The 25933-nt window shown below is 43.4% G+C and carries 21 protein-coding genes and 1 pseudogene; 3 read left to right on the top strand and 19 right to left on the bottom strand.

Annotation, left to right across the window (positions count from 1 at the left end):
- Positions 1–822: a purine-nucleoside phosphorylase gene (locus BP97_RS0117235; RefSeq protein ID WP_028550206.1), complete on the bottom strand. Its 822-nt coding sequence runs from the start codon at positions 820–822 to the stop codon at positions 1–3.
- Positions 823–1152: 330 nt separating this feature from the next.
- Here BP97_RS0117235 and BP97_RS0117230 point away from each other — a divergent pair, with 330 nt between their 5' ends.
- Positions 1153–2370, top strand: a complete 1218-nt coding sequence (locus tag BP97_RS0117230; RefSeq protein WP_028550205.1) for an ROK family transcriptional regulator — start codon at positions 1153–1155, stop codon at positions 2368–2370.
- 41 nt (positions 2371–2411) lie between these two features.
- On the opposite strand, the gene BP97_RS36675 is transcribed toward BP97_RS0117230, so the two are convergent.
- The 18 genes and pseudogenes from BP97_RS36675 to BP97_RS0117140 all read right to left on the bottom strand — a co-directional run bounded on the left by BP97_RS36675 (position 2412) and on the right by BP97_RS0117140 (position 24344).
- Complete coding sequence (locus tag BP97_RS36675; RefSeq protein WP_197035483.1) at positions 2412–4589, bottom strand: arylsulfatase; 2178 nt, start codon at positions 4587–4589, stop codon at positions 2412–2414.
- A 67-nt stretch (positions 4590–4656) separates the two neighbouring features.
- Positions 4657–6066, bottom strand: a complete 1410-nt coding sequence (locus BP97_RS0117220; protein WP_028550204.1) for an MFS transporter — start codon at positions 6064–6066, stop codon at positions 4657–4659.
- 423 nt (positions 6067–6489) lie between these two features.
- Complete coding sequence (locus BP97_RS0117215; RefSeq protein ID WP_028550203.1) at positions 6490–7794, bottom strand: ABC transporter substrate-binding protein; 1305 nt, start codon at positions 7792–7794, stop codon at positions 6490–6492.
- A gap of 165 nt (positions 7795–7959) precedes the next feature.
- Positions 7960–9714 (bottom strand): glycoside hydrolase family 2 protein, encoded by a 1755-nt coding sequence (locus tag BP97_RS0117210; protein WP_028550202.1) that lies wholly within the window; start codon positions 9712–9714, stop codon positions 7960–7962.
- Positions 9715–10257: 543 nt separating this feature from the next.
- Positions 10258–11223: a hypothetical protein gene (locus BP97_RS0117205; RefSeq protein WP_028550201.1), complete on the bottom strand. Its 966-nt coding sequence runs from the start codon at positions 11221–11223 to the stop codon at positions 10258–10260.
- A 248-nt stretch (positions 11224–11471) separates the two neighbouring features.
- On the bottom strand, positions 11472–12773 hold the full coding sequence (locus BP97_RS0117200) for a pyrimidine-nucleoside phosphorylase (RefSeq protein ID WP_028550200.1): 1302 nt from the start codon (positions 12771–12773) through the stop codon (positions 11472–11474).
- A 52-nt stretch (positions 12774–12825) separates the two neighbouring features.
- Positions 12826–13533, bottom strand: coding sequence for a purine-nucleoside phosphorylase (gene deoD, locus BP97_RS0117195; protein ID WP_028550199.1), 708 nt, complete (start codon positions 13531–13533; stop codon positions 12826–12828).
- Positions 13534–13552: 19 nt separating this feature from the next.
- On the bottom strand, positions 13553–14734 hold the full coding sequence (gene deoB / locus BP97_RS0117190) for a phosphopentomutase (protein WP_028550198.1): 1182 nt from the start codon (positions 14732–14734) through the stop codon (positions 13553–13555).
- Positions 14735–14763: 29 nt separating this feature from the next.
- Positions 14764–15942 (bottom strand): NupC/NupG family nucleoside CNT transporter, encoded by a 1179-nt coding sequence (locus BP97_RS0117185; RefSeq protein ID WP_028550197.1) that lies wholly within the window; start codon positions 15940–15942, stop codon positions 14764–14766.
- Positions 15943–16027: 85 nt separating this feature from the next.
- On the bottom strand, positions 16028–16423 hold the full coding sequence (locus BP97_RS0117180; RefSeq protein WP_028550196.1) for a cytidine deaminase: 396 nt from the start codon (positions 16421–16423) through the stop codon (positions 16028–16030).
- 25 nt (positions 16424–16448) lie between these two features.
- On the bottom strand, positions 16449–17114 hold the full coding sequence (gene deoC, locus BP97_RS0117175) for a deoxyribose-phosphate aldolase (protein WP_028550195.1): 666 nt from the start codon (positions 17112–17114) through the stop codon (positions 16449–16451).
- A 234-nt stretch (positions 17115–17348) separates the two neighbouring features.
- Entirely contained in the window at positions 17349–18296 is a 948-nt protein-coding gene (locus BP97_RS0117170; RefSeq protein WP_028550194.1) for a sugar-binding transcriptional regulator, read from the bottom strand.
- 110 nt (positions 18297–18406) lie between these two features.
- Entirely contained in the window at positions 18407–19165 is a 759-nt protein-coding gene (locus BP97_RS0117165; protein WP_028550193.1) for a hypothetical protein, read from the bottom strand.
- A gap of 33 nt (positions 19166–19198) precedes the next feature.
- A complete protein-coding gene (locus BP97_RS0117160; protein WP_028550192.1) occupies positions 19199–21664 on the bottom strand; it encodes a sensor domain-containing protein in 2466 nt (821 codons plus the stop codon).
- Between the two features lie 313 nt (positions 21665–21977).
- Entirely contained in the window at positions 21978–22379 is a 402-nt protein-coding gene (locus BP97_RS0117155; protein WP_028550191.1) for an NUDIX hydrolase, read from the bottom strand.
- Positions 22380–22523: 144 nt separating this feature from the next.
- Positions 22524–23435, bottom strand: a complete 912-nt coding sequence (locus tag BP97_RS0117150; RefSeq protein ID WP_036746097.1) for an NAD(P)-dependent oxidoreductase — start codon at positions 23433–23435, stop codon at positions 22524–22526.
- A 204-nt stretch (positions 23436–23639) separates the two neighbouring features.
- Positions 23640–23912, bottom strand: a pseudogene (locus tag BP97_RS39735) (SDR family oxidoreductase); the annotation flags it as partial.
- A 15-nt stretch (positions 23913–23927) separates the two neighbouring features.
- Positions 23928–24344, bottom strand: a complete 417-nt coding sequence (locus tag BP97_RS0117140) for a DUF2188 domain-containing protein (RefSeq protein ID WP_028550188.1) — start codon at positions 24342–24344, stop codon at positions 23928–23930.
- A gap of 575 nt (positions 24345–24919) precedes the next feature.
- On the opposite strand from BP97_RS0117140, the gene BP97_RS0117130 reads away from it, so the two are divergent.
- The gene (locus BP97_RS0117130) at positions 24920–25324 is read left to right on the top strand and encodes a CBS domain-containing protein (RefSeq protein WP_028550186.1); all 405 of its coding nucleotides are present in this window, start codon (positions 24920–24922) and stop codon (positions 25322–25324) included.
- 107 nt (positions 25325–25431) lie between these two features.
- The gene (locus tag BP97_RS40245; protein ID WP_156043246.1) at positions 25432–25677 is read left to right on the top strand and encodes a type 2 periplasmic-binding domain-containing protein; all 246 of its coding nucleotides are present in this window, start codon (positions 25432–25434) and stop codon (positions 25675–25677) included.
- Positions 25678–25933: the final 256 nt, after the last annotated feature.

Raw genomic sequence — 25933 nt, 5'->3', positions numbered from 1 at the left:
TTACAACTCCCCGATAATGCCCAGCACTAGCTGCAAAAATTTTGGTTTCACTTGCTCCGCGGCCTCCATGACTTCTTCATGAGATAAAGGCTGTTCTAATATTCCAGCCGCTTTGTTAGTAATGCAGGAGATACCGAGCACTTCCATACCTGCGTGTCTGGCTACGATTACTTCCGGTACTGTTGACATCCCTACTGCATCGGCGCCTAGCACTCTTGCCATACGAATTTCTGCAGGTGTTTCGTAGGTTGGTCCTAAATTGCCCATGTATACGCCTTCACGGAATGTGAAGCTTTGACGTGCAGCTACCTTTTGTGCTAGTTGGATGAGTCGTTTGCTGTAGGCTTCAGACATGTCCGGAAATCTCTCTCCAAGCTCTCTATCGTTGGGACCGATAAGAGGATTGGTTCCCATAAAATTAATATGGTCGGATATGAGCATGAGATCACCAACTTCGAAATCAGTATTGACTCCTCCTGCTGCGTTGGTGACGATAAGCTGCTTGACTCCTATGGCTTTCATTACACGTACAGGAAAAGTGACAAATGAGGCAGCGTACCCTTCATATAAATGAAAGCGTCCTTTCATCATAATAACGCGCTTACCCTGAATTTGGCCTGCAACCAACTCCCCTGCATGTCCTTCTACGGTTGATACCGGAAAGTGAGGAATAGCATGATAAGGGATTACTTTCGCATCTTCAATTAGATCGGCAATAATGCCAAGACCGGATCCAAGAATCAGACCGATTTCCGGTTGAAACCCTATTGTGCTTTCGATAAATGAGACAGCCTCCTGGCTATGCTTCTTTGTATAGGACATAATTTGCACGGCACCCTTCTAGTAAATATGTTTGACTTTCCATTCAATGTGTTTATCATAATGCACAACCAGCAATTTGTAAATATAGTTTTATTCAATTTGAGAAAAACAAAGTTATATAGTTCATTCAAAATGTAAAATATATGAAAATCGAACACTAATTTTATAGTTCAGAAACCATTTTTCTCGTTATTATTATCATTATTAATTTTATTAGCTAAATGCAAGCGGTTTACTCTGGAGTCCCGGATCGTGTACAATATAGAGAAACTCACCCGTACTAATGATTTTAAATTTTGCTGCATTCGTTGCTTATATTGGAGGATTACAATGTTACAAGAATTCGTCGGCTTAATGTCACCAAAGATGAAAAGCTTAAAACGGCTTTACTATTTGATCAATAAGCTGGGACCCGTTCGAATCAACACCTTGGTGGAGTTAACCGGGTATAAACACTCTACGTGCTCTCGATTAGTAGAAGAGCTTGTCCAAGGCGGACTCATCTATGACAGTGGCTTGGGGGAATCGAAGGGCGGTCGCAAGCCTGCTCTGTATGTCATTAAACCAGACTCGCATTATTTGATTGGCACTGAAATCTCAAGTCTTTTTACAACCGTTCTTCTTCTCGATTTGCAATTAAACATTGTGGCGGAGCATAAGCTGAAAATGAATGAAGCGTGTACACCCGATTATACTCTTCACTTTATAAGTGATCGTATCGAGCAGCTGCTGGCCGATCACAAAGTGCCGCACGATAAGCTTCTCGGTATTGGCGTCGGAGCCATAGGGCCTATTGATCGTGAAGGCGGAACTCTTCTATCCCACGAGCATCAATTAGCGGGCTGGGAGCATGTCAATGTAATCGATTTTTTACAGCAGCGCTTTCAGACAACCGTCCTTCTAGATAACGGTATTAACTTGGCAGCACTGGGAGAGTATCGCAGCAAGTATTGGAAGGAAGTAGACAACCTTGTCTACACATCGTCAGGTGTAGCTATTCGCTGCGGTATCATTTTGCAAGGACAAGTTCTCGGCAGCAAGCTGGATATGGATGATTCTCTCGGACATATTACAGTAGATGTGCACGGCCGTCAGTGTTCGTGCGGCGCTTACGGATGTCTGGAAGCCTATAGCAGCTTCCCCTCCGTACGTGAAGAAATTTTGAGACGTATCAAACGCGGCAATACCTCTGTCCTGCAAAAGATGGTCGATCAAGTAGATGATGTGCAGTTCCATCATATATTAGATGCTCTCGATCAGAATGACCCACTCTGTTACGACGTTATAAGAGATGCCGCTTATTATTATGGCATCGGTTTATCTAATCTGATCCACCTGCTGCGTCCGGATATGGTTATTGTCGGAGGAGGTTTGGGTGCTAACCTTACCTTTTATGAGATAACTGCGGAGACCGTGCAGCAGCGGCTTCAGCTTTATCGAAACTGCAATGTGAAGATCGTCAGAGCTTCTACTGGTTATAACGTTGTTGCTGTGGGAGCTGGCTGCATGGTGCTTGACTATTTCGTGGAAGATAAACAAACCGCGTGAGTATTCACGCGGTTTTTGTTTTTGTTATAGGAGGTATACCCCTAAGCAGGATCTTTATCGTCACTCAATTCGTATACTACCTTTTGAATCGTGCCGGTGTAAGGATATTCCCCTTCATCCAGATACATTTCCGTTACGGTAGGAAGTGCGTCTCGACCAATACTAAGACCTTTGCGGGATATTTTGTATTTGTAAGTTCTAGGGAATTTCCGTTCTCCTACTAAGTTGCCGTTTATATATAGAGAACCAATGCCTGCGGTGGATAACGGCTGTTTAGAGAACACAAAACGGATTTCCAACTTGCCCGTCGGAATCTCACACTCCGAAATCAAGGCATACAGAGTACGCATATGGTTATATTCAAAATGAAGCCGATTATTACGGATATAGAGCGTATATCCTCCATCATAATTTCCCATTGCAACAAAAACACCTTCACATGAAGGATCCGGTCGCTCAATATATGCTGTTATCGAATACGATCGGTTGACGGTCGGTGGTGCTGCAGCCGAGCCGATGATGGCGACTCCGCTGTAATAGGTGAATTTGTTTCGTGCTGTTACCGACTCCGGATTATGTTTAGCCAAGTCGTTCCATCCTGCATTGCGAAGCGGCAGAACATCGTGCTGCTCAGCTTCCTTCCACCACAAATCGATGAGCTCTTGTAATCGATCCGGATAGGTATCAGCCAAATTATTCACTTCATTATAGTCGTGAAGCAGATCGTACAAATCCCAGATATCGTCCTCGAACGATGTTCCCCTTACGTGGTTAGTCACGGCCTTCCAACCATTATGAATAATAGCCCGATTGCCCATCATCTCAAAATGCTGCGTAGCCCTTCTTGTCGGTTCATCCGATTTATTGAACGTATAGGCCATGCTGGTTCCATGGATAGGCAATTGCTGGATACCCCGAATCGATTCTGGAGGCTGAATGTTCAGCAACTCTAACACAGTAGGGGTAATATCTGTGATGTAGTGAAACTGCGAACGCACCCTCTCGCTGTGCTCGATACTTCCTTGTGGCCACTGGATAATCAGCGGTACACGGATCCCGCCGAAATACGTCTGCTGCTTGTAGTAGCGAAGCGGTGTATTGCATACTTGAGCCCAGCCGCTGGGATACTCGCAGCTTACTCGATCACCGTACATTTGTTCGTAATAGGGTAGAATATCTTCCAGAGTCTCCGTATACCCCTCTACGATTTTAGAATAATCCACACTTCCATTAGCACGTCCGGTGCTGCTTGCTCCATTATCCGAAATCAATACGATCAGCGTGTTGTCATACTGGCCAATTTCCTTCATGTAACGAAGAAGACGTCCAATTTGATCGTCAGTATGCGTCAGAAATCCCGCATAGATTTCCATGAACCTTGCAGCAACTTTTTGTTCATCCTCGGTTAATGTGTCCCATGGACGAACATCCGGATTGAATGGCGGCAGCTCCGCTTCCTGTGGGATGATTCCCAGTTCCTTTTGCCGATAAAACCGCTGTTCGCGTACCTTATCCCAACCCATATCGTATTTGCCCTGGTATTTGCGAATGTAATCCATCGGCGCCTGATGAGGAACATGCTGCGCTCCAAAAGCAAGATATAGAAAAAATGGTTTTTCCGGAGTAATAGAGGTTTGATCCGTAATGAATTGCTGGGCATGATCAATCAAATCCTCGGATACATGGTAGTCCCCATCCCCTTTATCAGGACGCGGTACAAAATGATTATCATAGACCAGATCAGGATAAAATTGATCGGTCTCTCCTTCCATAAAGCCATAAAATCTTTGGAATCCTTTGCCTAACGGCCAGTAATCATAAGGCCCTGCCGGGGAGGAATGATGCACTGGCGCAAGATGCCATTTGCCTACAGCAAAGGTACTGTATCCGTTATCTTTCAATACTTCTGCGATGGTTCCGGCATCATGCGATATTCGACCTCTTGTATTTGGGCTGTCTGGCCCAAGATCGAAATTCGTTATCGTCGCCATGCCAACGGAATGGTGATTACGGCCTGTTAGCAAGGATGCGCGAGTTGGCGAACAAAGCGGCGTTGCGTGGAAATTATTGTAACGAAGTCCTCCAGCCGCCAGCATATCAATATTCGGAGTCTGGATCTCCGAGCCATAACAACCCAAATCCGCAAAGCCCATATCGTCAAATACAATATAAATGACATTCGTTTTCTCTTCATTTTGTTGTACATCTGTATGGATCACTTCAAGCATACCTCCTATCAATTCGAGCAATAAACCGGATCACTCACGTGTTCCGGTCGGTCAAGATTTAAACCTGGGCTGATTTCCCGAACTCTTCTGTTCGATTGAAATTCTTATTAAATACTTTTATAAAGATCAATGTGGCAGCTCCGATCATAAGCATAAGCACCAAGGCTGAATTACTGTATTGAGCCGATTTATCGTTTGACGAGAAATCGATAATTTTATTCAACATATAGGGCTGACCATACAGCATGGCAATAAATGCACCGCCCAAGGAGCTCCCGATGTTGAGCACCAGCTTTTCAATGCCGATACCTGCACCTCTCTGATGCTCAGGCAGCAGCTGTGTATAGTTCGTAAGATAGCCGGAGAAAAATAAAGCGTAACCAATATTAAACAAACCCATTCCTATGAAAACAATAACAACCGAATACCCTACTAGGAAAGCAACAAACGCCAATCCGACAAAAATGAAGGCTCCCCCTAGCAAAGCGATATTACGATATCCAATCTGTTTGATGATTCTCCCTGAAAGCATACCCACAATAAACGCCGCGATATTCGTGAACATATAGAACACACCAATGGTGCTTGTGGGAATACCGTAAGTCTGTTTGGCTATGAACGGGAAGATGAAGGCGAATCCGACTTGCGTTCCGTAAAACAAGGCACAAACGATCAACGATGCAACAAGCCCTTTTACTTTGAACAGCTCCGGTTTAACGAAAGGATTTCGACTATTTCTTGTATAAACTACAAAGATGACGATAAAAATGAGAGCCGAGATCAGCAATAAGGTGTATTCCATCTTGAAAGTCATGTAAGTAATCAATAGGGTGGAAATCACCGTCAGCAAAATGAGACCGATATAATCGATGGAGCCCTGTTTGCTCTCGTCCTTGGGCATGTTTTTATAAATAATCGGAACACCAATAAGGGTGACAAGCGGAATTAGAAACGTAACGTTCCAGTGCAAGTATTCTGTAATGTAACCTCCGAATAAGTGGCCTGCCGCTGAAGCAAGCTGGAATATGGCTGTGTTATATCCAAAATATTTAGCCGCGGTTAACTTGTCGAAATATTTGATCGCTATCATTACCTGCAAAGCTAGAGGCGCGGCAATGGTCACTGCGAACAAAGCGCGAAATACAATCAGCAGCGTAAAGCTGTGCTGCGAGAAGAAACCTATTAATGTAACTACCGGGAAAACAAAACAAGTAAACAATAATAATTTCCTAATACTTATTACGTCGGATAAAGCAGTAAACACGATTGCTGCAATTCCGAAGAACAGCTTCCCTAGCGTTACGATCAAGCTCACAGTAGACGGTGTTACTCCAAACTCTTGAGACAGGTCAGGCGTAATCAAATTGAATACGTTTTCGTTAAACACTTGAAAAAATTCGTAAAGCAGAATCCAGGGCATACACTTGATGACTTTTCTTTGAATCTCTTCCTTCTGCAGACCGGTCATGGTCTTCCCCCTCTTCATAATGAGTGACAGCTAAGCTCGACGTCAGGAGATCGTTTCCTCTTTAACACTTTTATGATTCTGCTCTTTCTTCGCCAGCCCCCTAACATGCACTATCAAATTGATAACACTATCATAAACGATACTCTCTCTCTTTGTAAATCTAATTATTTTCATTTTGATAAAAAGATTTATAGAAAATAAAATAAAACTTATGAACTAGCGTCCTATTTTTACTTTTATTCATAGTTCCATCGAGTTCCCTTCATGAATAAAGCAATAATCTTCTTTGACTTATTTCGTTTTTCTCATAATGATTATTAATAGTTGAACTGCAACATCCATTTCAACAAAAAAAATAAAACCTTGATCTCTCAAGATTTTAATGGCAGGACATATTTTTTTAATTATTGTTGATTAGTATCTTTATTTGCGGTTTTGATCCTGTATATATCGGTTCAGATTTTCCTGCGCCGTCCGTAAAGCCGTATTGACGTCAATTCCCTTCAGGAGCATATCGCTCGCCGCGCCATTAATAAAGCTTCTTCCTTTCTGATCAAATTTGGTATGCTCATGCATTCCTGGTTGCAGGACGAAGAAGGCGTTAGTATTTTTCCCATTCAGAAAAGGAAGCTCCGAGCCATAATCCTTTTTAATTTCTTCCGTTTTCTTCAACACCGTCATTCTTCCACTCTTATTAAATAGGCTTTGTACTTCATCGCTAGCGATATACGACAATACTTGGAACGCTTGCTCCTTGTGTTTACTTGTGTTGGTCACAATTAAGTTATGAGTCTCAGCCTGCCAAGCTACTCCTTTTCCTTTCTCAAAGGTAGGAATGGTTACCATATCCCAATTAAATTCCTGACCGCTCTTGTATAATTTATCGATATCACCAATGATATCAGCACCCCAATAGGCTGTCATAGCCACATTCTTTTCTTTCAAAAACATACTGTACGTATTCGCTATTTTGCCGTCATTAATATATCCTGGAACCGTATGTACGGATTTGAATAAATTTAGGATACTCTGCCATCCATCCGTTTCCAAACTGGCTTCGCTGGTCAGCTTATTGACATAGGGCAACGACAGCCCCATTGCCATTCGATCCGCCCCCCCAGTATGAAGTCCGAGATATTGAGTATTTCCATCGTTTCGGGTCAACTTATTAGCCAAGCTTATCGTTTCATCCCATGTTATGCCGTCTTGCGGATAGGATATTCCGAATTTATCAAAAATATCTTTGTTGTAAAATAAAGCAGGAATATTCATTCTAAAAGGAAGCGCTAACATTTCACCTTTGTCGTCAAACCTTCGGATAGCTTCAATTGGAATCGGATCGAACTTGGATAGATCTAGTCCATATTTTTTGATGTAAGGATTTAGACCTTCAATAATTTTCAACTCCTGTAACCCTGGAATTCCTGGCAAACCAGACATTAAGATGTCAGGGACATCATTGGCAGTTATCATATCCTCAAGCTTCCCAGTAACCATTTCTATAGTTATGTGGGGGTATTTCTTTTTAACCTGATCGACAAAATAAGACTGGAACTCTTCTTTTGTAAAACCTCCGTAAGCAACCATAAACTTCAAGGTAACAGGCTCCATACTTATCTCAGCAGGCTTTGCACTTTTCTCCACAGCTTCTGTGCCATTGTTTTTTTGGCACCCGCTCATCAATACTAATAATAATGCTGCGACAACACTAACGATGTTCTTTTTCACACAGATCCCTCCAGAAACAATGTATTAACTTTCCACTTCGACTGTATTGATCGCTAAGCTTCCAGTAACAAGAACTTGAAGTTAAGTGTTCGCCGTTAGAAAGAGCTTCCTCTCGTCACATTTGCCAAGTTCATCGTCGTGTTGTCCACTTCCAACTCTCTTATACTAACGGCCCTTATTTATTTCTTTGATCATTTCAAGAGGCAGCTTCGGTTTTCTATCATTCGTTAACAAGCCATTAATCTCCTGCTCTACATCTGTCAACTGCGTGTAGCAATAACCCTGCACTACGCCTGAGTTCAATAGGGGCTGGATAACATCTCGCAGTCTTTGTGCATAATCTTCATCATTCTCCGCACCGGAGTAACCCCAGCCTTCCCACTCACTTTTCTTGTAAGCGATTCCACCAAACTCGGTTATGAGTATAGGCTGGCCATTATAGGAGAATCCTTCCACAGACAATCGGCGATTAGCCGGCATGGCTTGAACGGCCCTTTCTACAGAGCTGTAACGTTCCTCCAGTTTCTCTCTCCGCCACTCATAATCATGTATATTGAACAAATCCGTGCTGACTAGCTCCCATCCGTCGTTAGAAACAACCGGGCGCATCGGATCGAGTGATTTGGTCAAATGATACATCGTAAGTGCATGTTGCTGTTGTTGTTTGTCGATCTGAATATTCGGGACACCCCAACTTTCATTGAGCGGCACCCATGCAATGATAGACGGGTGGTTATAATCACGTTCCATGGATTCCATCCATTCGTTTGTAAACCGACGCACATATTCCTCCGAATATTCATAAGCGTTGGCCGCTTCGCTCCATACTACTAAACCGAGCCGATCACACCAATACAAGTATCGTGGATCCTCCAGCTTCTGATGCTTCCGAGCACCATTAAACCCCATCGCTTTCGTCAGCTCGACATCTCGCTTAATTGCCTCATCGCTTGGCGGCGTGAGATTGCCTTCAGGGAAATAGCCTTGATCAAGGACAAGCTTCAAGAAATAAGGTCGGTTATTTAAACAGAGCTTGCCTCCTTCAACGGAAACCTTGCGCATGCCGAAATAACTGGTTACATCATCTACCACGGTTCCATTTTCCAGCAGTGTGAAAGTAACATCATAAAGATGAGGGTGCTCAGGTGACCACCATCCGCCTTGTCCATGATCATTAAAATCGTCCAACCGTATACTTCTGGCCTCACGGCCGCTCATTACCCGATATACATCTTCCTTGACCAAAGCCCCATTGAAGCTAATTTGGATTTTCAGCTGGACGTTGGACCCTTTTTTCAACCCTTTAACGTATGAACTAATCTCGATTTCTTTGCGATCGATGTCCGGTGTCATTTTAACTTTATCCAAAAAGACGGGTGAAACTGCCTCCATCCATACGGTTTGCCAAATACCGCTCGTTCTTGTATAAAAAATGCTGGCTGAATCCTTCATCCAGTATTGCTTTCCTCTTGGCAGCGTGACGTCATGGCTATAATCTACTGCTTTAACAACCACCGTATTGCTCCCATTCTGAAGCGCATCTGTGATATCTGCATGAAATGGAGTATGACCTCCCTCGTGGCTTGTGACAAGCACACCATTCACCCACACCGAGGAGAAGTAATCCACCGCACCAAAATGCAGTAGAATTCGCTTGCCACGGAAAGATTCAGGCAATGATAGCTCCTTACGATACCATACAACATCATGAAAATCTGGATCGCCAATACCGCTAAGCTTGCTTTGAAAAGCAAAAGGAACCTGTATCTTACTTGCTAAAGCTCGTGTACCCAGATACCACTGCTCCTTATCTCCCACGGTTTCGTCGTCAAATTCAAATTCCCATTCCCCGTTCAAATTAACCCATGAGTTACGCACGAATTGTGGACGTGGGTGTTCTGCACGCAGTTGTTCCGACATAGATTTCCCTCCATTTGATTAACCAAAAAGTTAATTTAATAACAAAAGATTACCTGTTATTTATGCATATTATCTCTTCATTTATTTAATACGTCAACAAAAAGTTTATTAGTTAACTTATGAGTTATATAGTAATAACAGCGCCTGAAAGGACTCACCTATGATCATCCAAGTAAATTCAAGCAATATGGCTATTTTTGATTACTTTTCTTCAGAGACGCGTGTCAAAATTATCGAATTACTACCTTCCTTGATGGCATCCGTTTGTCCAATATCAAAGCAACGGATTTAGATAAAGCTCCGGAACCATGATTCGCTTTAAAATCTCCTGCCTGGATACAGCAAAATATTGCGGTGGCGTTAGCCTGTTCGGCAAAATGTTTGGATACTATGATCAAGAGATCGAAGTGACCCTTGAGCCTTAACTCGTATTTAAATGACTTTGTTATTGTTGGGTACTAATATATAAAAACGACCAGCCCCCGGTAATATGCCGGAAAACGGTCGTTTTTTTGACTTCTAATTAGCAGGCGATTTTATTATTTAGGAGGCGCTGTAATCTTTGAAATAGTGCACTCCGTCGTGAGCGGTATCACCCGGTGCCGTTCTTCGATTGGTGTTGAACCAGAGTTTATCCCCGTTAGCGATTCCAACGCCCTCTATTTCAAAAAGATCAGGGTATGCAGCGGAAGTAATGCGGAATGACAGATTATCATCTGCATTTATGGTACCTGAGGCAGCAGATATATTACGGTAAACAAGTACAATGCTGACGTTCTTGTATGTCAGCGGAACATATATAGTATCGTTATAATAACCGAAACCTTGGAATGCATACGATGTGATGTTAGATACGGAACTGCCGTTGACCAGTGCATCTTCAATATTTAGGGAAAATCCATTGGTTACGTTAATTGTACCGCTGTTTGCAGTCAACGGGAGTGAACCCCTGTACAAGGTTCGTCCGGATTTGAAGAGAAAGTATATGTTGTTAGCGTCTTTGCTTGTAATTTTCACACCCGACATTGACTTGTCAGCACCATTGTATTTGATTGTGTAGTTACCCACTTTGTAATATGTCGTTCCTACATACTTCAATTTTACGAGACTCATACTGCCGGCGTTCATGGTGATGACGAACATATAATAATCTCCGTCGATTGTGCTGAGCACCACATCGTTGGCATGGCCGAGGTAGGTAGCGTAAGTTGTACTATTATCACCGTTGGTCATGAGCGTAGTAGTTCCGTCGCTCATTTTGGTACGGTAAATGACGGCCTTAGTATTGTCACTATTAATTTTTACGGAATAGACGTAGGTAGATCCCACGGCAAATCCCTGTGCTGCGTAAGAATCATTTGCATTGTTGAGCGTTGCGACGTCGGAGTAGGTGTTGTAATATGCTGCACTGGCTGTGATGGGTATCATCAGCGCTATGCAGAGAATAAAGACTACAAATAGAGTAAACCGTTTCATCGTTCCTATTCTTCTTGTAAGCGTACTCTTCATATCCTATACCTCCATAAAAATATTTTTTATGTTGTTTATATAAATTGAATGATTTTCCAAACCAACTTCCGGCATAAATGACACATCTCTCCTTCTTTTTATTGATATCACAGTCTGAAATGGTTCATTCAATTGTATTTCAATATATATTAACCAGTTTCCGTGATCATTCTTACAATCCCGTTAAACAAAATAAGGCCTGAATCCTTAAAGAATTCAAGCCCTACCTTACTCTATATGCAATTGTGCTATTCTGTTACGATTCCATGAACCAGTGTCGGAGCCACAGCATGGTCTGCTATTCGTATGTTATCATAAATCATCTTGACGACATCCTGTACATCTTCACGATTTGCATGAATGGTTACCAGAGATTCGCCGGCTTTAACAGGATCGCCGATTTTCTTGTTTAACATCAAGCCAACAGCGAGGTCGATTTCAGATTCCTTCGTTGCTCTGCCTGCCCCAAGCAGCATAGCGGCTGTACCAATCTCATCAGCAACAATTTCAGCGACGATACCGTCTTCTTTGGACAGTACTTCGAATTGATAAGCAGCCTGCGGCAGCTTCTCTGGATGATCTACAACAGATGGATCCCCACCTTGATTAGCGATGAACGACTTGAATTTCTCCAGCGCCTTGCCGTTACGAATGACCTCTCTAAGCTTCTCTTCTGCTTCTTCAAGCGAAGAGGCTTTATTCGCAAGGAATACCATCTGCCGCCCCAGCGCAAGGCAGAGCTCTTCAAGATCCTTAGGCCCATTACCCTGCAGGGTATCAATGGCTTCCTTCACTTCCAGCGCATTCCCTATAGCATAGCCAAGCGGCTGGCTCATATCAGAGATAACAGCCATCGTTTTGCGACCAACGTTATTGCCGATGCGAACCATGGCTTGCGCCAATTCCTTGGCATCATCGGCAGTCTTCATAAAAGCGCCTGCTCCCGTCTTCACATCCAGTACGATGGCATCTGAGCCTGCGGCAATTTTCTTACTCATAATCGAGCTGGCTATGAGTGGTATCGAGTTAACTGTTGCTGTAACGTCACGCAGAGCGTAGAGCTTCTTATCTGCTGGCGTTAAATTGCCTGTTTGACCGATGACGGCAATTTTATGACGGTTCACCAAATCCACGAATTGTTCCTTGCTAATCTCCACATGGAATCCTGCGATAGCCTCCAGCTTATCGATCGTTCCGCCCGTATGACCAAGCCCACGCCCTGACATTTTCGCAACAGGAATATCCAGCGCAGCTACAAGTGGCGCCAAAACCAGAGTGGTCGTATCACCTACGCCACCAGTGGAATGCTTGTCTACCTTCACACCTTCGATCGCCGACAAATCGATGGTTTCCCCGGAATTCACAATCGCCATAGTCAAGTCCGCACGTTCGCGCTCGGTCATATCTTTAAAAAATATGGTCATGGCCAAAGCGCTAACCTGATAATCAGGAATCTCGTTCTTCGTATAGCCTTCTATAATAAAGTTAATCTCTTCGGCAGTTAATTCCTCACCATCTCGTTTATTCTCAATTAGATCTACCATTCTCATCGTCGTGTCTCTCCTCCGCTAGTGTAATTGAACTGATCTAAAAGTGTTCTTCTTAAAGTGATATCGCTGTGTCCAGCGCCACTTCCATCATCTCATTGAATGTATTCTGCCGCTCTTCCGCCGTTGTTTCCTCGCCTGTCAGCAAATGATCGCTTACAGTCAAAATGGTTAAAGCATTCACGCCAAATTTTGCTGCGAGTGTGTACAGCGCGGTCGTTTCCATCTCCACGCCCAGAACCCCGTGGTCCATCAGCTTCTGAACAATCGATTTATCATCGCGATAAAATATATCCGAGCTGAATATATTTCCGACATGCAGCTTCAAGCCTTTAGCCGCTCCACGTTCATAGGCTGCTTTAAGAAGCGGAAAGCTTGCAATCGGAGAGAAATCGAAACCACCGAAGACATGACGGTTCATGCTCGAATCCGTGCAGGAAGCTTGAGCCAGAATGACATCACGGACCTTTACATGCTCCTGCATTGCTCCGCAGGTGCCAACACGAAATAAATTTTTGACGCCATATTGGCTGATAAGTTCATTTACATAAATGCTTATCGAAGGAATTCCCATACCTGAACCTTGTACTGAGATACGTTTGCCTTGATAGGTTCCAGTAAAACCGAGCATACCTCGAACCTGATTGTAACAAACGACATCCTCGAAATAAGTTTCAGCAATATATTTGGCCCGCAGCGGGTCACCGGGCAGCAGTATCGTTTCAGCAATCTCGCCTTGCTTGGCACCAATATGAACGCTCATCTTCTTTTCCCCCTAGATATTAATTCAAATCCTTCAAGAAGCTTGAACCGTGTTCCGGCATCGCTACGCCAAAATTGTCAGCGACGGTAGCACCGATATCCGCGAACGTTTTGCGGAGCGGAAGCTCTCTTCCACCTTGTACAAAGCGAGGCGAATATACAAGAAGTGGCACATACTCCCGGGTGTGGTCTGTTCCACGATAAGTCGGATCATTGCCATGATCGGCTGTAATAATTAAGAGGTCATCCTCAGTCATCTTACTGAACACCTCCGGCAGGCGAGCATCAAACTCTTCCAGTGCTTGTCCATACCCTTGAGGGTCGCGGCGATGACCGAATAACGCGTCAAAATCTACAAGATTTATGAAGCTGAGACCGTTGAATGGCTCATCCATAACATCAATCAGCTTGTCCATTCCGTCCAAATTAGAGACCGTGCGAACCGCTTTCGTTACTCCTTCACCATCATAAATGTCAGATATTTTACCCAATGCGATTACATCATAGCCCGCGTCCTTAAGGGTATTCATCGTTGTGGGGCCGAATGGCTTCAGTGCGTAATCATGTCGATTCGCTGTTCGTTTGAAGCTCCCTGCAACGCCCACAAATGGACGAGCTATGATTCGCCCAAGCATGTACGGATCTTCGAGTGTAATTTCTCGGCAATATTCACAGATCTCATACAGTTCTTTTAATGGCACAACTTCTTCGTGAGCAGCGATTTGAAGCACGGAATCCGCTGAAGTATATATGATCAAGGCTCCAGTCTTTACATGCTCATCCCCCAGCTCTTCAATGATTTCAGTACCGCTGGCCGGTTTATTGCCAATGACTTTACGACCTGTCTTCTCTTCAATTCTCGCTATCAGCTCTGGAGGGAATCCATCGGGAAATACTCGAAATGGCGTATCGATGTAGAGCCCCATGATCTCCCAATGTCCAGTCATCGTGTCTTTACCGCTCGAGGCTTCCTGCATTTTGGTAAAATAGGCAAGCGGCTTAGCTGCCTTAGGAATCCCTTGAATCTCCCGGATGTTCGATAAGCCCAGCTTGGCTATATTCGGCATATTCAGTCCGCCGCGCTCGCGGGCGATATGTCCGAATGTATCGACGTCATAATCGTCGAATTGAGCGGCATCCGGCGCCTCCCCAATTCCTACCGAATCCATGACAATGAGGTGAATCCTTTTAAACTTAACCATTTCACCGGCTCCTTTAATTACAGTTAAGATTATAAAAACAATCCTGCAACCGTAGCTGACAACACGCTAACTAAGGTTGCTCCATATAATAATTTCAGGCCAAAGCGAGCTACCACATTCCCCTGTTTCTCATGAAGTCCTTTTACAGCACCGGAGATAATCCCGATTGATGAGAAGTTCGCGAATGAAACGAGGAATACGGATACGATTCCTATTGTTCTTGCGGATAACTCGGTATGCTTGCCGAGATCCAGCATCGCCACAAATTCATTAGACACCATCTTGGTTGCCATGATGCTTCCTGCTTCAACAGCCTCTCTCCATGGAACACCCATCATGAAAGCAAACGGAGCGAAAACATAACCCAGCATCTGCTGGAATGAGATTCCGAAAATGCCAGTAAAAATACCGTTGATCAATGCAATTATGGCAACAAAGCCGATCAACATGGCAGCAACGGTGATAGCTACCTTGAAACCGTCCATAATATATTCACCGAGCATCTCGAAAAATGACTGTTTCTCATCGCTCTGTACTTCGAGAATATCTTCTTCCTTGGAGATGACATAGGGATTCAGGATCGAAGCAATAATAAATCCGCCGAATAGGTTCAACACGAGTGCGGTAACAACAAACTTGGGATTAATCATTTGCATGTACGCACCTACAATGGACATAGAGACTGTCGACATCGCGGAAGCGCACAACGTATATAAGCGCTGCTTCGGCAGCAGGCCGATCTGCTTTTTGACGGAAATGAATACTTCAGATTGTCCCAGAATAGCGGAGGCCACAGCGTTATAGGACTCCAGCTTACCCATACCGTTTACTTTACTCAACACAAGCCCAATATATTTTATAATAAATGGTAATATTTTGGTATACTGCAGGATGCCGATAAGTGCGGAAATAAAGATGATCGGCAGCAGGACTGACAAGAAGAATGGAGCCTGCCCTTCATTCGCAATTCCGCCAAACACGAAATTAACGCCTTCCGCTGCATAAGATAACAGCTTTTCAAAAACAGATGCAAAGCCTCCTATAAGAAACTCGCCTATACCGGTATTGAGCAGTGCGAAGGCAAGCAATGCCTGTAACACTAGCATGACCAAGAGCGGCCGGTAGCGAATGCTCCGCCGATCGTTACTCGCTGCGTATGTTAAAACAAAGACGACAAGCACACCTAAAACGGCAACTAAATATCTCATGTTGTTTTTCCTCCATTGTAGTGTAATTTAAGTATGCCTATCTTAAGCGCTTACAACTCCACTAGGAGAAGAAAATCCCTAAGGATTATTTCTTCTTCATATCGCGAGCTTCAAACGCACCCGGAAGCAGCTGTGTCATTGTCCACTCCTCGATGTTGCCATGAAGATTCGTTAAATAGATTTTAGTATCCTGATCGCAAAATTCGGCCAATACTTGTCTGCAAGCACCGCAAGGAGAGACTGGCCCGTCCGTATCTGCTACAACCGCAATCGCTTCGATTTTAACATTCCCTTCAGACACTGCCTTGAATACCGCCGTTCGTTCGGCGCAATTCGTTAAGCCGAAGGAAGCATTCTCAATATTACAGCCCCGATAGACCTTGCCACCAGCCATTAGAGCCGCGCCCACTGGGAAGTGAGAATAAGGAGTGTAGGCTTTCTTACGTGCCTCGATTGCTTCTTGAATTAGCTGCTCTTTCATCCCTTGTCCTCCTTAGCCTTAAGGATTAGTAGGAAGCTTCGGATTGACCGCCTTCCATGATTTTCACACCTGAGCTTGCTCCAATACGGGTTGCTCCCGCCTCGATCATCTTTTTCATATCATCCAGGCTGCGTACGCCTCCGGAGGCTTTCACACCGACATGTTGTCCTACTGTCTTACGCATCAATGCAACATCTTCCGGTGTAGCACCACCTGTGGAGAATCCAGTAGATGTTTTGACAAAATCTGCTCCGGCTTTGACAGCTAACTCGCAAGCGCGCGCTTTTTCCTCATCATTTAGGAGACAAGTTTCTATGATGACCTTCACCAGTGCTCTGCCAGAAGCTGCGTCCACCACGGCTTTAATATCCTTCTCGACGAGTTCGTTATCCTTATCCTTCAATGCTGCTACATTTATGACCATATCAACCTCAGCAGCTCCGTTCGCAATAGCGTCCTTCACTTCGAAAGCCTTCACAGCCGATGTAGTGGCTCCAAGTGGAAACCCAATCACCGTGCACACCTTCACCTCTGTCCCCGCCAGCTGCTTTGCTGAATACGCCACCCAGGTCGGATTCACGCATACCGAGGCAAACTTATATTTTTTAGCCTCTTCCGTTAATTTCGTAATCTCTGCTTGGGTCGCATCCGCCCGCAACAATGTGTGATCAATCATACCCGCTAGATTCATGCAGCTCTCTCCTTTTATCTCATCTTTGAAATTATTTTGTTAAATGAAATGGATGTTTAATGACTTCATAGGTATCATAGCACGCGATTGAACAAATGTAAAACACTAATTGAAATTATGTTCACAACAAAACTTTGGCATAATAAAGATACCCAATTACACAGCTGAATAATCAGCCCAAGAGCACAAAAAAACCTACCGTCCTTACTGGTAGGCTTTCGTTAAAGGTTCTCACTAGCTATCACTATTTCTTAATAATGCTTGTGCTGTATATTGATCGGTTACCAAGATGTTCGCATATTTGCCGGTCAATGCAGCCCGGATAGCATCGATTTTCCTCTGTCCGCCGGCTACTAGAATTGATTTCTCTTTCGTACGCAGATCAGGTAGATCAATCCCTACCGTACGGTTATTAATCTCATCCACGCAAATATTTCCTTGCGCATCGAAAAACCTCGAGCAAATATCACCGGCACCTGTTCGCTGAAGTTGCTCTTGCTCTTCCTTATTGAAATAGCCGAGTCGGAACAGCAGCGCATCCTCCTTGACGGTCCCGACCGTAAAGACCGCAATATTGGCCTGGCGCCCTAGTTGAATGATTCGTTGAATATGACGGTCTTTTTCAACCATTTCTTTGACAGCAATATTATCAAAAATGACCGGAAGCGGTAAATACCGCGCGGCCGTATGAAATGCTTCAGCGAACAAGTTTACTATTTCCGCTGCGTACGTATTCACATGGGAGTGGCTGACGCCTCCTTTTAACTGAACAACTTCCACGCCTTTAACCTGTTTAGGCTGCAAATGTCGTGCCACGGAATACATCGTTGTCCCCCAGGTTACACCAATAATATCCGAGTCCTGTACGGTTTCATGAAGATATTCGGCAGCTTTTCTGCTGATGTGCTTCTGAATTTCCTGATATTCGTTGAGGGGGGAGTAGCAGACATGTACGGTGTCCAACATATATTTGATCTTGAGATCATGGCCTATGGCGTCCAAATCCTCAAGCGGATCGACAATATCTATACGCACATAACCGCGTTCTTTAGCAAACTGAAGCAGCCTGGATACCGTCGGACGGGAAACCCCGAGCCTAGCCGCGATATCCTGCTGGCTATAATCAGATAAGTAATATAGCCTTGCGGCTTCGATGCTTAATCTCTGCTTTTCATCATCCATGACTTCCAACCCACTTGTCTTTTATATTTCATTACACAGCATCTTTCCCCTTATTATAATCTCCATACAAAGAAGTACAAGCTACTGTTAATATTGAGTCACCGCAAGAATTACATTCTTAGCTTAGGCATTTTACTATTGCTCTTATAACCTGCCATATAAGCTTGTTGTACAGCGTCAGCAAGTCCATTAGTATAATTCGCCACAGTAACTTTGCCGTTCAATAATGCATGTTTTTTATAAACCTCTGAGAAATATAAGGTTTCATTTTCATCGTTTGCTAGGTAATATTGACGCTCTGATCCGACTTTACGGCTTTTCACCTTTGTGTTTCTAATCAATTTCGACCTGCCCAGCCTAGTCCCTTCATGAATGCCAATTCCCCAAACTACCTGACTGCTGTTATCTCGAATCTCATAACCTACAACGACTTCGCCTTTGAGATTATCTGATAAAATAAGCAGCTTAAGAAAAGTACAATCCGTTTGAGGCTTATATACTCCCTTATCCGAATCGGTTGCAATTTTACCTTTACTGCTTGCTTTTTTGGAGGCAGTGGATGTTTTCTTCTCTTTCATCCCCGTAGAGTTACTTACATCCTTTTCAGGCTTTTGAAAAGATAGTTTCTCCAGAAGCTCTTGCTCCACCTGCTGCTTCATCTTCTGCATGTCATCAGATACCTTCTTAGTAATTCTCATTTCTATACTCTCATGTAATTCCTGCATGGATTCTGTTTTACTTTTTGCGAATTTACCATTTGAAGTCCGCCTCTTGGTTTTACGAGGACTCTTCTTGGGTTTAGTAAGTTCGTGTATCGTTTCTTTTAACCCTTCTAATAGGGACTTTTTTTTCTTGCTATGCCGAGCCATAGCCTCCCTCCTAGTCTAAGAAATGTGGTTTTTCTAATTCGGACTGTTCCTGCCGCCGTTTTCACTCAAGAAATCTATTTGTCGCAGTATAAGTCGATCCGCTTCCTTTTTCGTAAGAGGTTTACTATAAAAATAACCTTGAACTTCCGAACAATTTTGTTCCTTCAGAAAGTCGATATGCTCCTGAGTCTCTACTCCTTCTGCTGTAACGGCAATGTTCATGTTATGTGCCATATCAATGATTGTCTTAATAATGGATTGATTCCTTGAATTTAAATTACGAACAAAGGATTGGTCGATCTTCAGGCGATCAATGGGGAATTGGCTTAAGTAACTCAAAGAGCTGTAGCCTGTGCCAAAGTCATCGATACTGATGTTTACTCCCAAGCTTTTTACACGGTTTAAGACGCGAATCGTCGAGTTGACATCCAATGCCATGCTTTCTGTAATCTCCAATTCCAGATACTCTGGTGATAGTCCAGTCTCTGTTAGCACACTCGTAATCATGTCGATCAAATTGTTTTGCATGAATTGCCGCAATGAAATATTGACAGCTATAGATAGCTGTTTATGTCCTGCATTCTGCCACTCTTTTGCTTGTTGACAAGCCGTTCGCAGTACCCATTCCCCCATCGGTATGATTAGTCCGGTTTCTTCCGCTAGGGGGATGAAATTTAAAGGCGGGACTATACCCAATTCTGGATGCTCCCATCGTATAAGAGCTTCCATTCCAATGATTTGATTGTTAAAAATATTAACTTTGGGTTGGTAATGCAGCATAAATTGCTTAGTATCCAACGCCTTACGCAGTTCGCTTTCCAACTGCAGCTTTGTAGCAAGGGACTGATACAACTCTTCGGAAAAGAACTGATAATTGTTCTTCCCTTTCTCTTTGGCGAGATACATTGCGGCATCCGCATTTTTCATCAGCATATCAATATCTTCTCCGTCATCCGGAAAGATACTGATTCCAATACTCGGTGTGATATAGACTTCCAAATGCCCCAAGGATATGGGTTCGGACATGCTATGAATAATTCTTTTTGCAAAGTCGCCAACTTCATCCGCGGTATTAATATTGGATATAAATAGAACAAATTCATCCCCGCCCTGACGGGAAACACAATCATTTTTATGTAAACAGCCGCTTAGACGATGAGCAACCACTTTTAACAGAACATCTCCGATTGAGTGACCCAATGTATCATTAATATTTTTAAATCGGTCCAGATCGATGAATAAAACTCCGACTTTCTCACCCTTTGTTTTGGCTTGAAGAAGAGCTTGTACCAGCTTGTTATTAAACAGTATCCGGTTAGGCAAATTCGTCAGAGAGTCGAAATGAGCCATATAATGGATGGTCTCCTCCGCTTTTTTTCTCTCTGTAATGTCTATCATGGAACCCACAACCTCCACGATTCTTTCGTTCTCTTCAACAGGTGATAGTGTTATATAGAAACACTTTCTTGAGAATGCCAGCTCAAAGTTAACGATCTCTCCTTCAAATGCTTGTTGGAAATGGCTCTCCAGATGCTCCGCTATACCCGCTGGAAAAATTTCATAGGAGCCCTTTCTTGCAATGAATTCCGTAGTTAGATTCAGTTCTTCAGCTATTTTACCTTCACATAATGTATAAGTGATATCGCCTTTAGAATCCTTTATAATCTTGAAAATGCAGTTTTGCAAATTTCTGACCGTCCTACGAAAATCGCTTTGCAATGCATCCGCGAGTGCAGCTTCCGCTTTAATCCTATCCGTAATGTCGGTGCGAATGGAAACGTATTGGTATGGAATACCCTGATCATCGAGAAACGGAACAATTGTCGTATTCATCCAATAGATGCTGCCGTCTTTTGCCCGGTTCTTTACTTCGCCATTCCAAACCCTACCTTGTCGGATGGTTCCCCACATTTCTTTAAAAAATTGCCTGGGATGGTAACCGGAGTTTATAACCCGATGCGTATTTCCGACTAGTTCTTCCCTTTTGTATTTTGAAATTTTGCAAAACTTGTCATTCACATATGTGATAATGCCTTTGTCATCTGTAATAGCAACGATTGAGGATTCATCAAGCGCATTTTTGATATCTCGCAAGTCTTTTACAGTTTGAGATAACGACAGCTCTACCACTTTGCGTTTGGTGATTTCAGTTCCGAAAGCTACATATTGATAAGAGAGACCAGACTCATTCAAGAAGGGAACCAGCGTTAAATTCAGCCAATATTCAGTACCGTCTTTAGCCCTGTTCTTTGTTTCTCCCTTCCATACTTTACCTTGACTAATCGTATCCCATATTTGTTTAATAAACGCAGGATTATGATATCCAGAATCAAGCAAGCTGTGAGACTTTCCGATTACTTCATCCGTTGTATATTTCGAAATCTCGCAGAAATGTTGGTTGACATAGGTTATGACGCCCATTTCATTAGTTATAGAAATAATAGAGGATTCGTCCAGAGCAGATAACGCAAACCTTATTTCTTTGATGTCAGTGAACATACTGCTTCCCCTTTCAGTAATGGCGCGTTTCATGTTCCAATCATACCAGATAATAGTACCGACATCCCGTATGGTTATCGAAAAAAATAGTATATTTAATAAACCTGAAGCAAGAAACATCTTATAGGTAAATATTCATTGTTTCTTCTATCATCGGAAATAGCAATAGGTCTTCAGATTCATTATCAATATACAGCAGCAATCTGAACCATTTTTGAACAGATACTATATAGAATGAATATTTAACTCTACCAACGCAAAAAAACGAAGGATCGCTGTCCTCCGCTATTTTTGTTATTCATATGCAGGATCGTTATACAAATAGCTTCATTTCATGTAATTTTTCAAATATGATTTGGCTTACTGGAGATACACGATCGAGGTCTTTATAGGTTAGCCACACCAATTCATCTATCTCAGAGGCTGGCTCTAGCTCGCCTTCGAAGTCCGCAGTATAACATGTCATTTTTACCTTAACTCCTTCAGACTTGTCATGAGCTTGGGCTTCAAAAGTTCCAAAATGCGAGATGGATTCGGGCTTTATTCGAACGGACAATTCCTCTTCGATTTCTCGAATAAGTGTATCGGTATCTGTTTCACCAGGATCCCTTTTTCCTCCGGGAATATAATAGATATCTTTCCCTTTCGAGCGTGCGCATAATAATTGGCCATCAACAACATGTATCCATGCAATTTTATCAACGATTGTTGGCATTATTTAATTCCTCTTTCTTCCAATAATTACATCATTCAGATTATAATATTCCTATGTGCTTGATCTTTACTCAGTTCAAGTATCTACAAGCCTGGATTTGCGCTTAATGAAAAACCCGCGCTAGGCGCAGATTTATAGGCTTACTTATGATTGCTGTTCACCAATCTTCGTGCCGGTCCAAGCTTCATAGCATTTGGCAATAGCACTCATGTCTTCAGCTCCCCAACCGCTGTTGCAAGCAATTTGGAAAATTTGCTGAACGGAAGCCTGCATAGGAACCGGAACTTGAAGTGATTCAGCCAGACGGCCAGCAAGCTTCAAATCTTTGAACATGAGCTGTGTCATGAATTGAGCTGAGAAATCTCTACCCAAGATTTTGGGTCCCTTCATTTCGGCCATACCGCTGCGTCCGCCACCGCCAGACAGTACCTCAAGGAACAGCCCAGGGTCTCCGCCGGACTTTTGGACCAAGGCCAAGCTTTCCGCAAGAGCGGTCAAGTTGGCTGCAACCAGCATATTGTTAGCTAGCTTAGCATTAGCCCCAGCTCCACTGGCTCCCATGTACACAGCCTTTTTTCCCATAGCTTCGAATAAGGGGATACAAGTCTCATAAGCTTCCTTTTTCCCACCAACAATGAATGTCAATACCCCATCGATAGCCTGTGGCTCGCTACCGGTCACTGGTGCATCCAGCATATCAATCCCGTGAGAAGCAAGCTTCTCCGCAAGCATTTGACTAGTGACTGGATAGATCGTGCTGCAGTCCATTACAATGCGAGGCTTGTTTGCAGCATTCGATTGACATACAGAGAGAATACCGTTCTCTCCAAGATACACTTGCTCTACTGCCGCGTCATCCGTCAGCATCGTGATAACGATATCCGCTTGTGAAGCAGCTTCAGCCGGTGATGAAGCGATTCGAACAGAGTCTAGGGCTTCCATATCCTGAATTCTTTCCCGGTTCCTGTTATATACGATCAAAGAGAAGCCCGCTCTATGTAGATTCATGGTCATTGGTTTGCCCATAGTTCCAAGTCCAATAAATGCAATGTTCATGATAGTAACCTCCTAAAGCTTTTTGCTTGTATAAATGCTATATCATCAAATATACCACAGAGCTTCCCCTAAAAACCAACCAAAGGTGGAGTTTCTAGCTAGACTTTGATCTCATCAAAAGAAAAAACCGCGCTAGGCGCGGATTTCTATAAAACTATGTTCTGTCCTATAAAGGAGTTCAATTTAGAGTTAGACAGGGAGGGGCTATCCATTGATAACGCTGCCGCCATTAATATGCAGGAATTGTCCTGACATATAGGATGAGTCATCTGTAGCTAAGAAGACATACGCTGGACCTAGCTCCTCCGGTTGGCCTGGACGTTTCATCGGAATATCTCCCCCGAACTCGCTGACCTGTTTCGAATCGAATGTAGATGGAATGAGCGGAGTCCATATCGGCCCTGGAGCCACACCGTTGACACGAATGCCTTTCTCCGCCAAATTGACGGACAAAGATCGGGTGAAGGCTACAACTGAGTGAGCTAAAATCGATTATGAGTAATTATGAGAGGTCTCTACAGTACCGTCTTTTCGATGAATAATGGCTGACTTGTTGGAGTCGGAAGCCCATTCCCTGGCTTTATCGACGGCCTCAGCCTTCGTTTCCGTCTGTAAACGGATTTTCTCTCTTCCTTCTTCCTTTACCGCCCATCCATCATCATAGGGTACCACATGAAAGTTGGAGAAACTGCTGCTATGATCTTGAACGGATCGATGTTCACTCTCGTTTCGTGAATGCTGTGGATGGTCTGCGTTCCATTCTTTTGCTTTTGCCGTTGCAATCGCAATAGCACGACCTTCTTCATAACCATCGTCTAACAATGCATTAGCAATCTCGATAGCTTTGTTCCTCTCGCGAGGCTCCATGTTCTTCATGGAAACGGGGTAATCATTTTTTCTCCATGGCATAATAAAACCCTCCTCTCGGGATTGTCTTACGCTATTACTTAGCCATTTGATACCCGACTGAAACAAATAAAACAGCCCAGTATATTGGACTGCTTATTTGTTGTAATACAGTTTCAACTCTTCTACAGCTTCTCCAAGCCAAAGAGCCTGAACGACACGTATGGATAATGTTCGTATCGAATCGCAAGCTCCCTCTCGAACAACGTCATTCGCTTGATCGTCCGATTATTGCTGAGCTTGCCTCCGTCCAGAACTCGGAACGGTATGCCCTGAAGCAGATCGATTATCGTCTGCCTTGCATGAAGATCATCACCAGTTTATTCTTTATTAAAATGGTTAAACCATACTATTAGCTTATCAGGATGTGAATTGGATCTTTCATTCAAAAAAGAAATTGGGCAGTTTCTCACCCCCGGCGCTTTGTCAAACAATAAAATGACAACTGGCGACGTGGATGTTTGACATCAATCTCAATAATATTGTAATTGATCTTTTGAACTTAAAATCATTACCTGTCGTTGCCATATGCGCCGCGTGGCAAAATATGTTTTAATATATCAAAGGAGCGTGATACAGTGGACATTAAATCTTTTCTATATCCAAAGAATGAGGTCTCTTACATCACGACATCTTCCAATATGAAAGAAGCCTTAGACAAATTGGAGGCGTGCCATTATTCGGCCATTCCGATCCTTCATGACAATGGAGTATATTACGGGACGCTGTCCGAAGGAGATTTGTTATGGAAGATGAAGGCCACACCTGGCCTTAATTTCGATACGATGCATGAAATTCCGGTCGTATCTATCAATAAGCGAATAAAAATCGAATGCGTCAAGGTTGACGCAGATTTGGACGACATGCTTGCGCTTGCGGCAGATCAGAACTTCGTTCCGGTCGTAGATGACGATGGCATCTTCCTAGGTATTATCCGGCGCAAAGACATCATCGAATACTACACCCAGAATATTACGGATTAATGGCGAAAGACCCGATCATATGAAAATGATTGGGTCTTTCATTTACCTCGGGTGTTATTTCCACCGAATCATTTCTATCGCCGGAGCTAAAGACGGAAGCGATTTGCGTGGACGATCTCGTGCTTATTTTTGCCTTAAGACACCCACTCGCCTCCAGCCCTGAAGATGACTTGTCGCCTGAGCTGATCGGCTCCTCTTCCTTCGTCCTGCACATCGAAAAATCAAGTACCCGCCGAATGACTGAAAAATGGCTGCAAAGCAGCCGGGTTCATCTCCCCTATTATCCGGGTTCGATTCCCTGGAAGGGATCAAGCAAGCGGTCATACTTGGCGAACATGTGTCGCCCTCCATAACAGCTAAGTTAGCAGATAAAGAATCATGAATTGCTCCGATATGTGCATCATTCGTAGGATTTTTAAGCGTTTATATTATGATTATACCATCGATTAATTTAATCCACTTATCTAATATCTTTATTAGCTTCTCTAACCCTGACTTATAAATAACTGTTACCGTACCATTCATATCTGTCATTTAACTCAAAATCGCTGCTAATAAGAAAAAAATCGTGTGTTAAACTCATCTAAATCACCTTGGGATTTCCCATGT

Origin of the sequence: Paenibacillus sp. UNC451MF (assembly GCF_000686845.1) — a bacterium.
GTDB lineage: Bacteria > Bacillota > Bacilli > Paenibacillales > NBRC-103111 > Paenibacillus_S.
Note: the sequence above shows the minus strand (reverse complement) of the source record. Positions and strands in the feature narration are given on the sequence as shown.

Coding starts and splice junctions, on each gene's coding strand:
- BP97_RS0117205 (WP_028550201.1), bottom strand. CDS start 11,223: ATGAAGAGTACGCTTACAAGAAGAATAGGAACGATGAAACGGTTTACT.
- BP97_RS0117165 (WP_028550193.1), bottom strand. CDS start 19,165: ATGGCTCGGCATAGCAAGAAAAAAAAGTCCCTATTAGAAGGGTTAAAA.
- BP97_RS0117150 (WP_036746097.1), bottom strand. CDS start 23,435: ATGAACATTGCATTTATTGGACTTGGAACTATGGGCAAACCAATGACC.
- BP97_RS0117235 (WP_028550206.1), bottom strand. CDS start 822: ATGTCCTATACAAAGAAGCATAGCCAGGAGGCTGTCTCATTTATCGAA.
- BP97_RS0117185 (WP_028550197.1), bottom strand. CDS start 15,942: ATGAGATATTTAGTTGCCGTTTTAGGTGTGCTTGTCGTCTTTGTTTTA.
- BP97_RS0117200 (WP_028550200.1), bottom strand. CDS start 12,773: ATGAGAATGGTAGATCTAATTGAGAATAAACGAGATGGTGAGGAATTA.
- BP97_RS0117140 (WP_028550188.1), bottom strand. CDS start 24,344: ATGCCATGGAGAAAAAATGATTACCCCGTTTCCATGAAGAACATGGAG.
- BP97_RS0117160 (WP_028550192.1), bottom strand. CDS start 21,664: ATGTTCACTGACATCAAAGAAATAAGGTTTGCGTTATCTGCTCTGGAC.
- BP97_RS0117230 (WP_028550205.1), top strand. CDS start 1,153: ATGTTACAAGAATTCGTCGGCTTAATGTCACCAAAGATGAAAAGCTTA.
- deoC (WP_028550195.1), bottom strand. CDS start 17,114: ATGAATCTAGCGGGTATGATTGATCACACATTGTTGCGGGCGGATGCG.
- deoB (WP_028550198.1), bottom strand. CDS start 14,734: ATGGTTAAGTTTAAAAGGATTCACCTCATTGTCATGGATTCGGTAGGA.
- BP97_RS0117170 (WP_028550194.1), bottom strand. CDS start 18,296: ATGGATGATGAAAAGCAGAGATTAAGCATCGAAGCCGCAAGGCTATAT.
- deoD (WP_028550199.1), bottom strand. CDS start 13,533: ATGAGCGTTCATATTGGTGCCAAGCAAGGCGAGATTGCTGAAACGATA.
- BP97_RS0117210 (WP_028550202.1), bottom strand. CDS start 9,714: ATGTCGGAACAACTGCGTGCAGAACACCCACGTCCACAATTCGTGCGT.
- BP97_RS0117155 (WP_028550191.1), bottom strand. CDS start 22,379: ATGCCAACAATCGTTGATAAAATTGCATGGATACATGTTGTTGATGGC.
- BP97_RS0117220 (WP_028550204.1), bottom strand. CDS start 6,066: ATGACCGGTCTGCAGAAGGAAGAGATTCAAAGAAAAGTCATCAAGTGT.
- BP97_RS0117180 (WP_028550196.1), bottom strand. CDS start 16,423: ATGAAAGAGCAGCTAATTCAAGAAGCAATCGAGGCACGTAAGAAAGCC.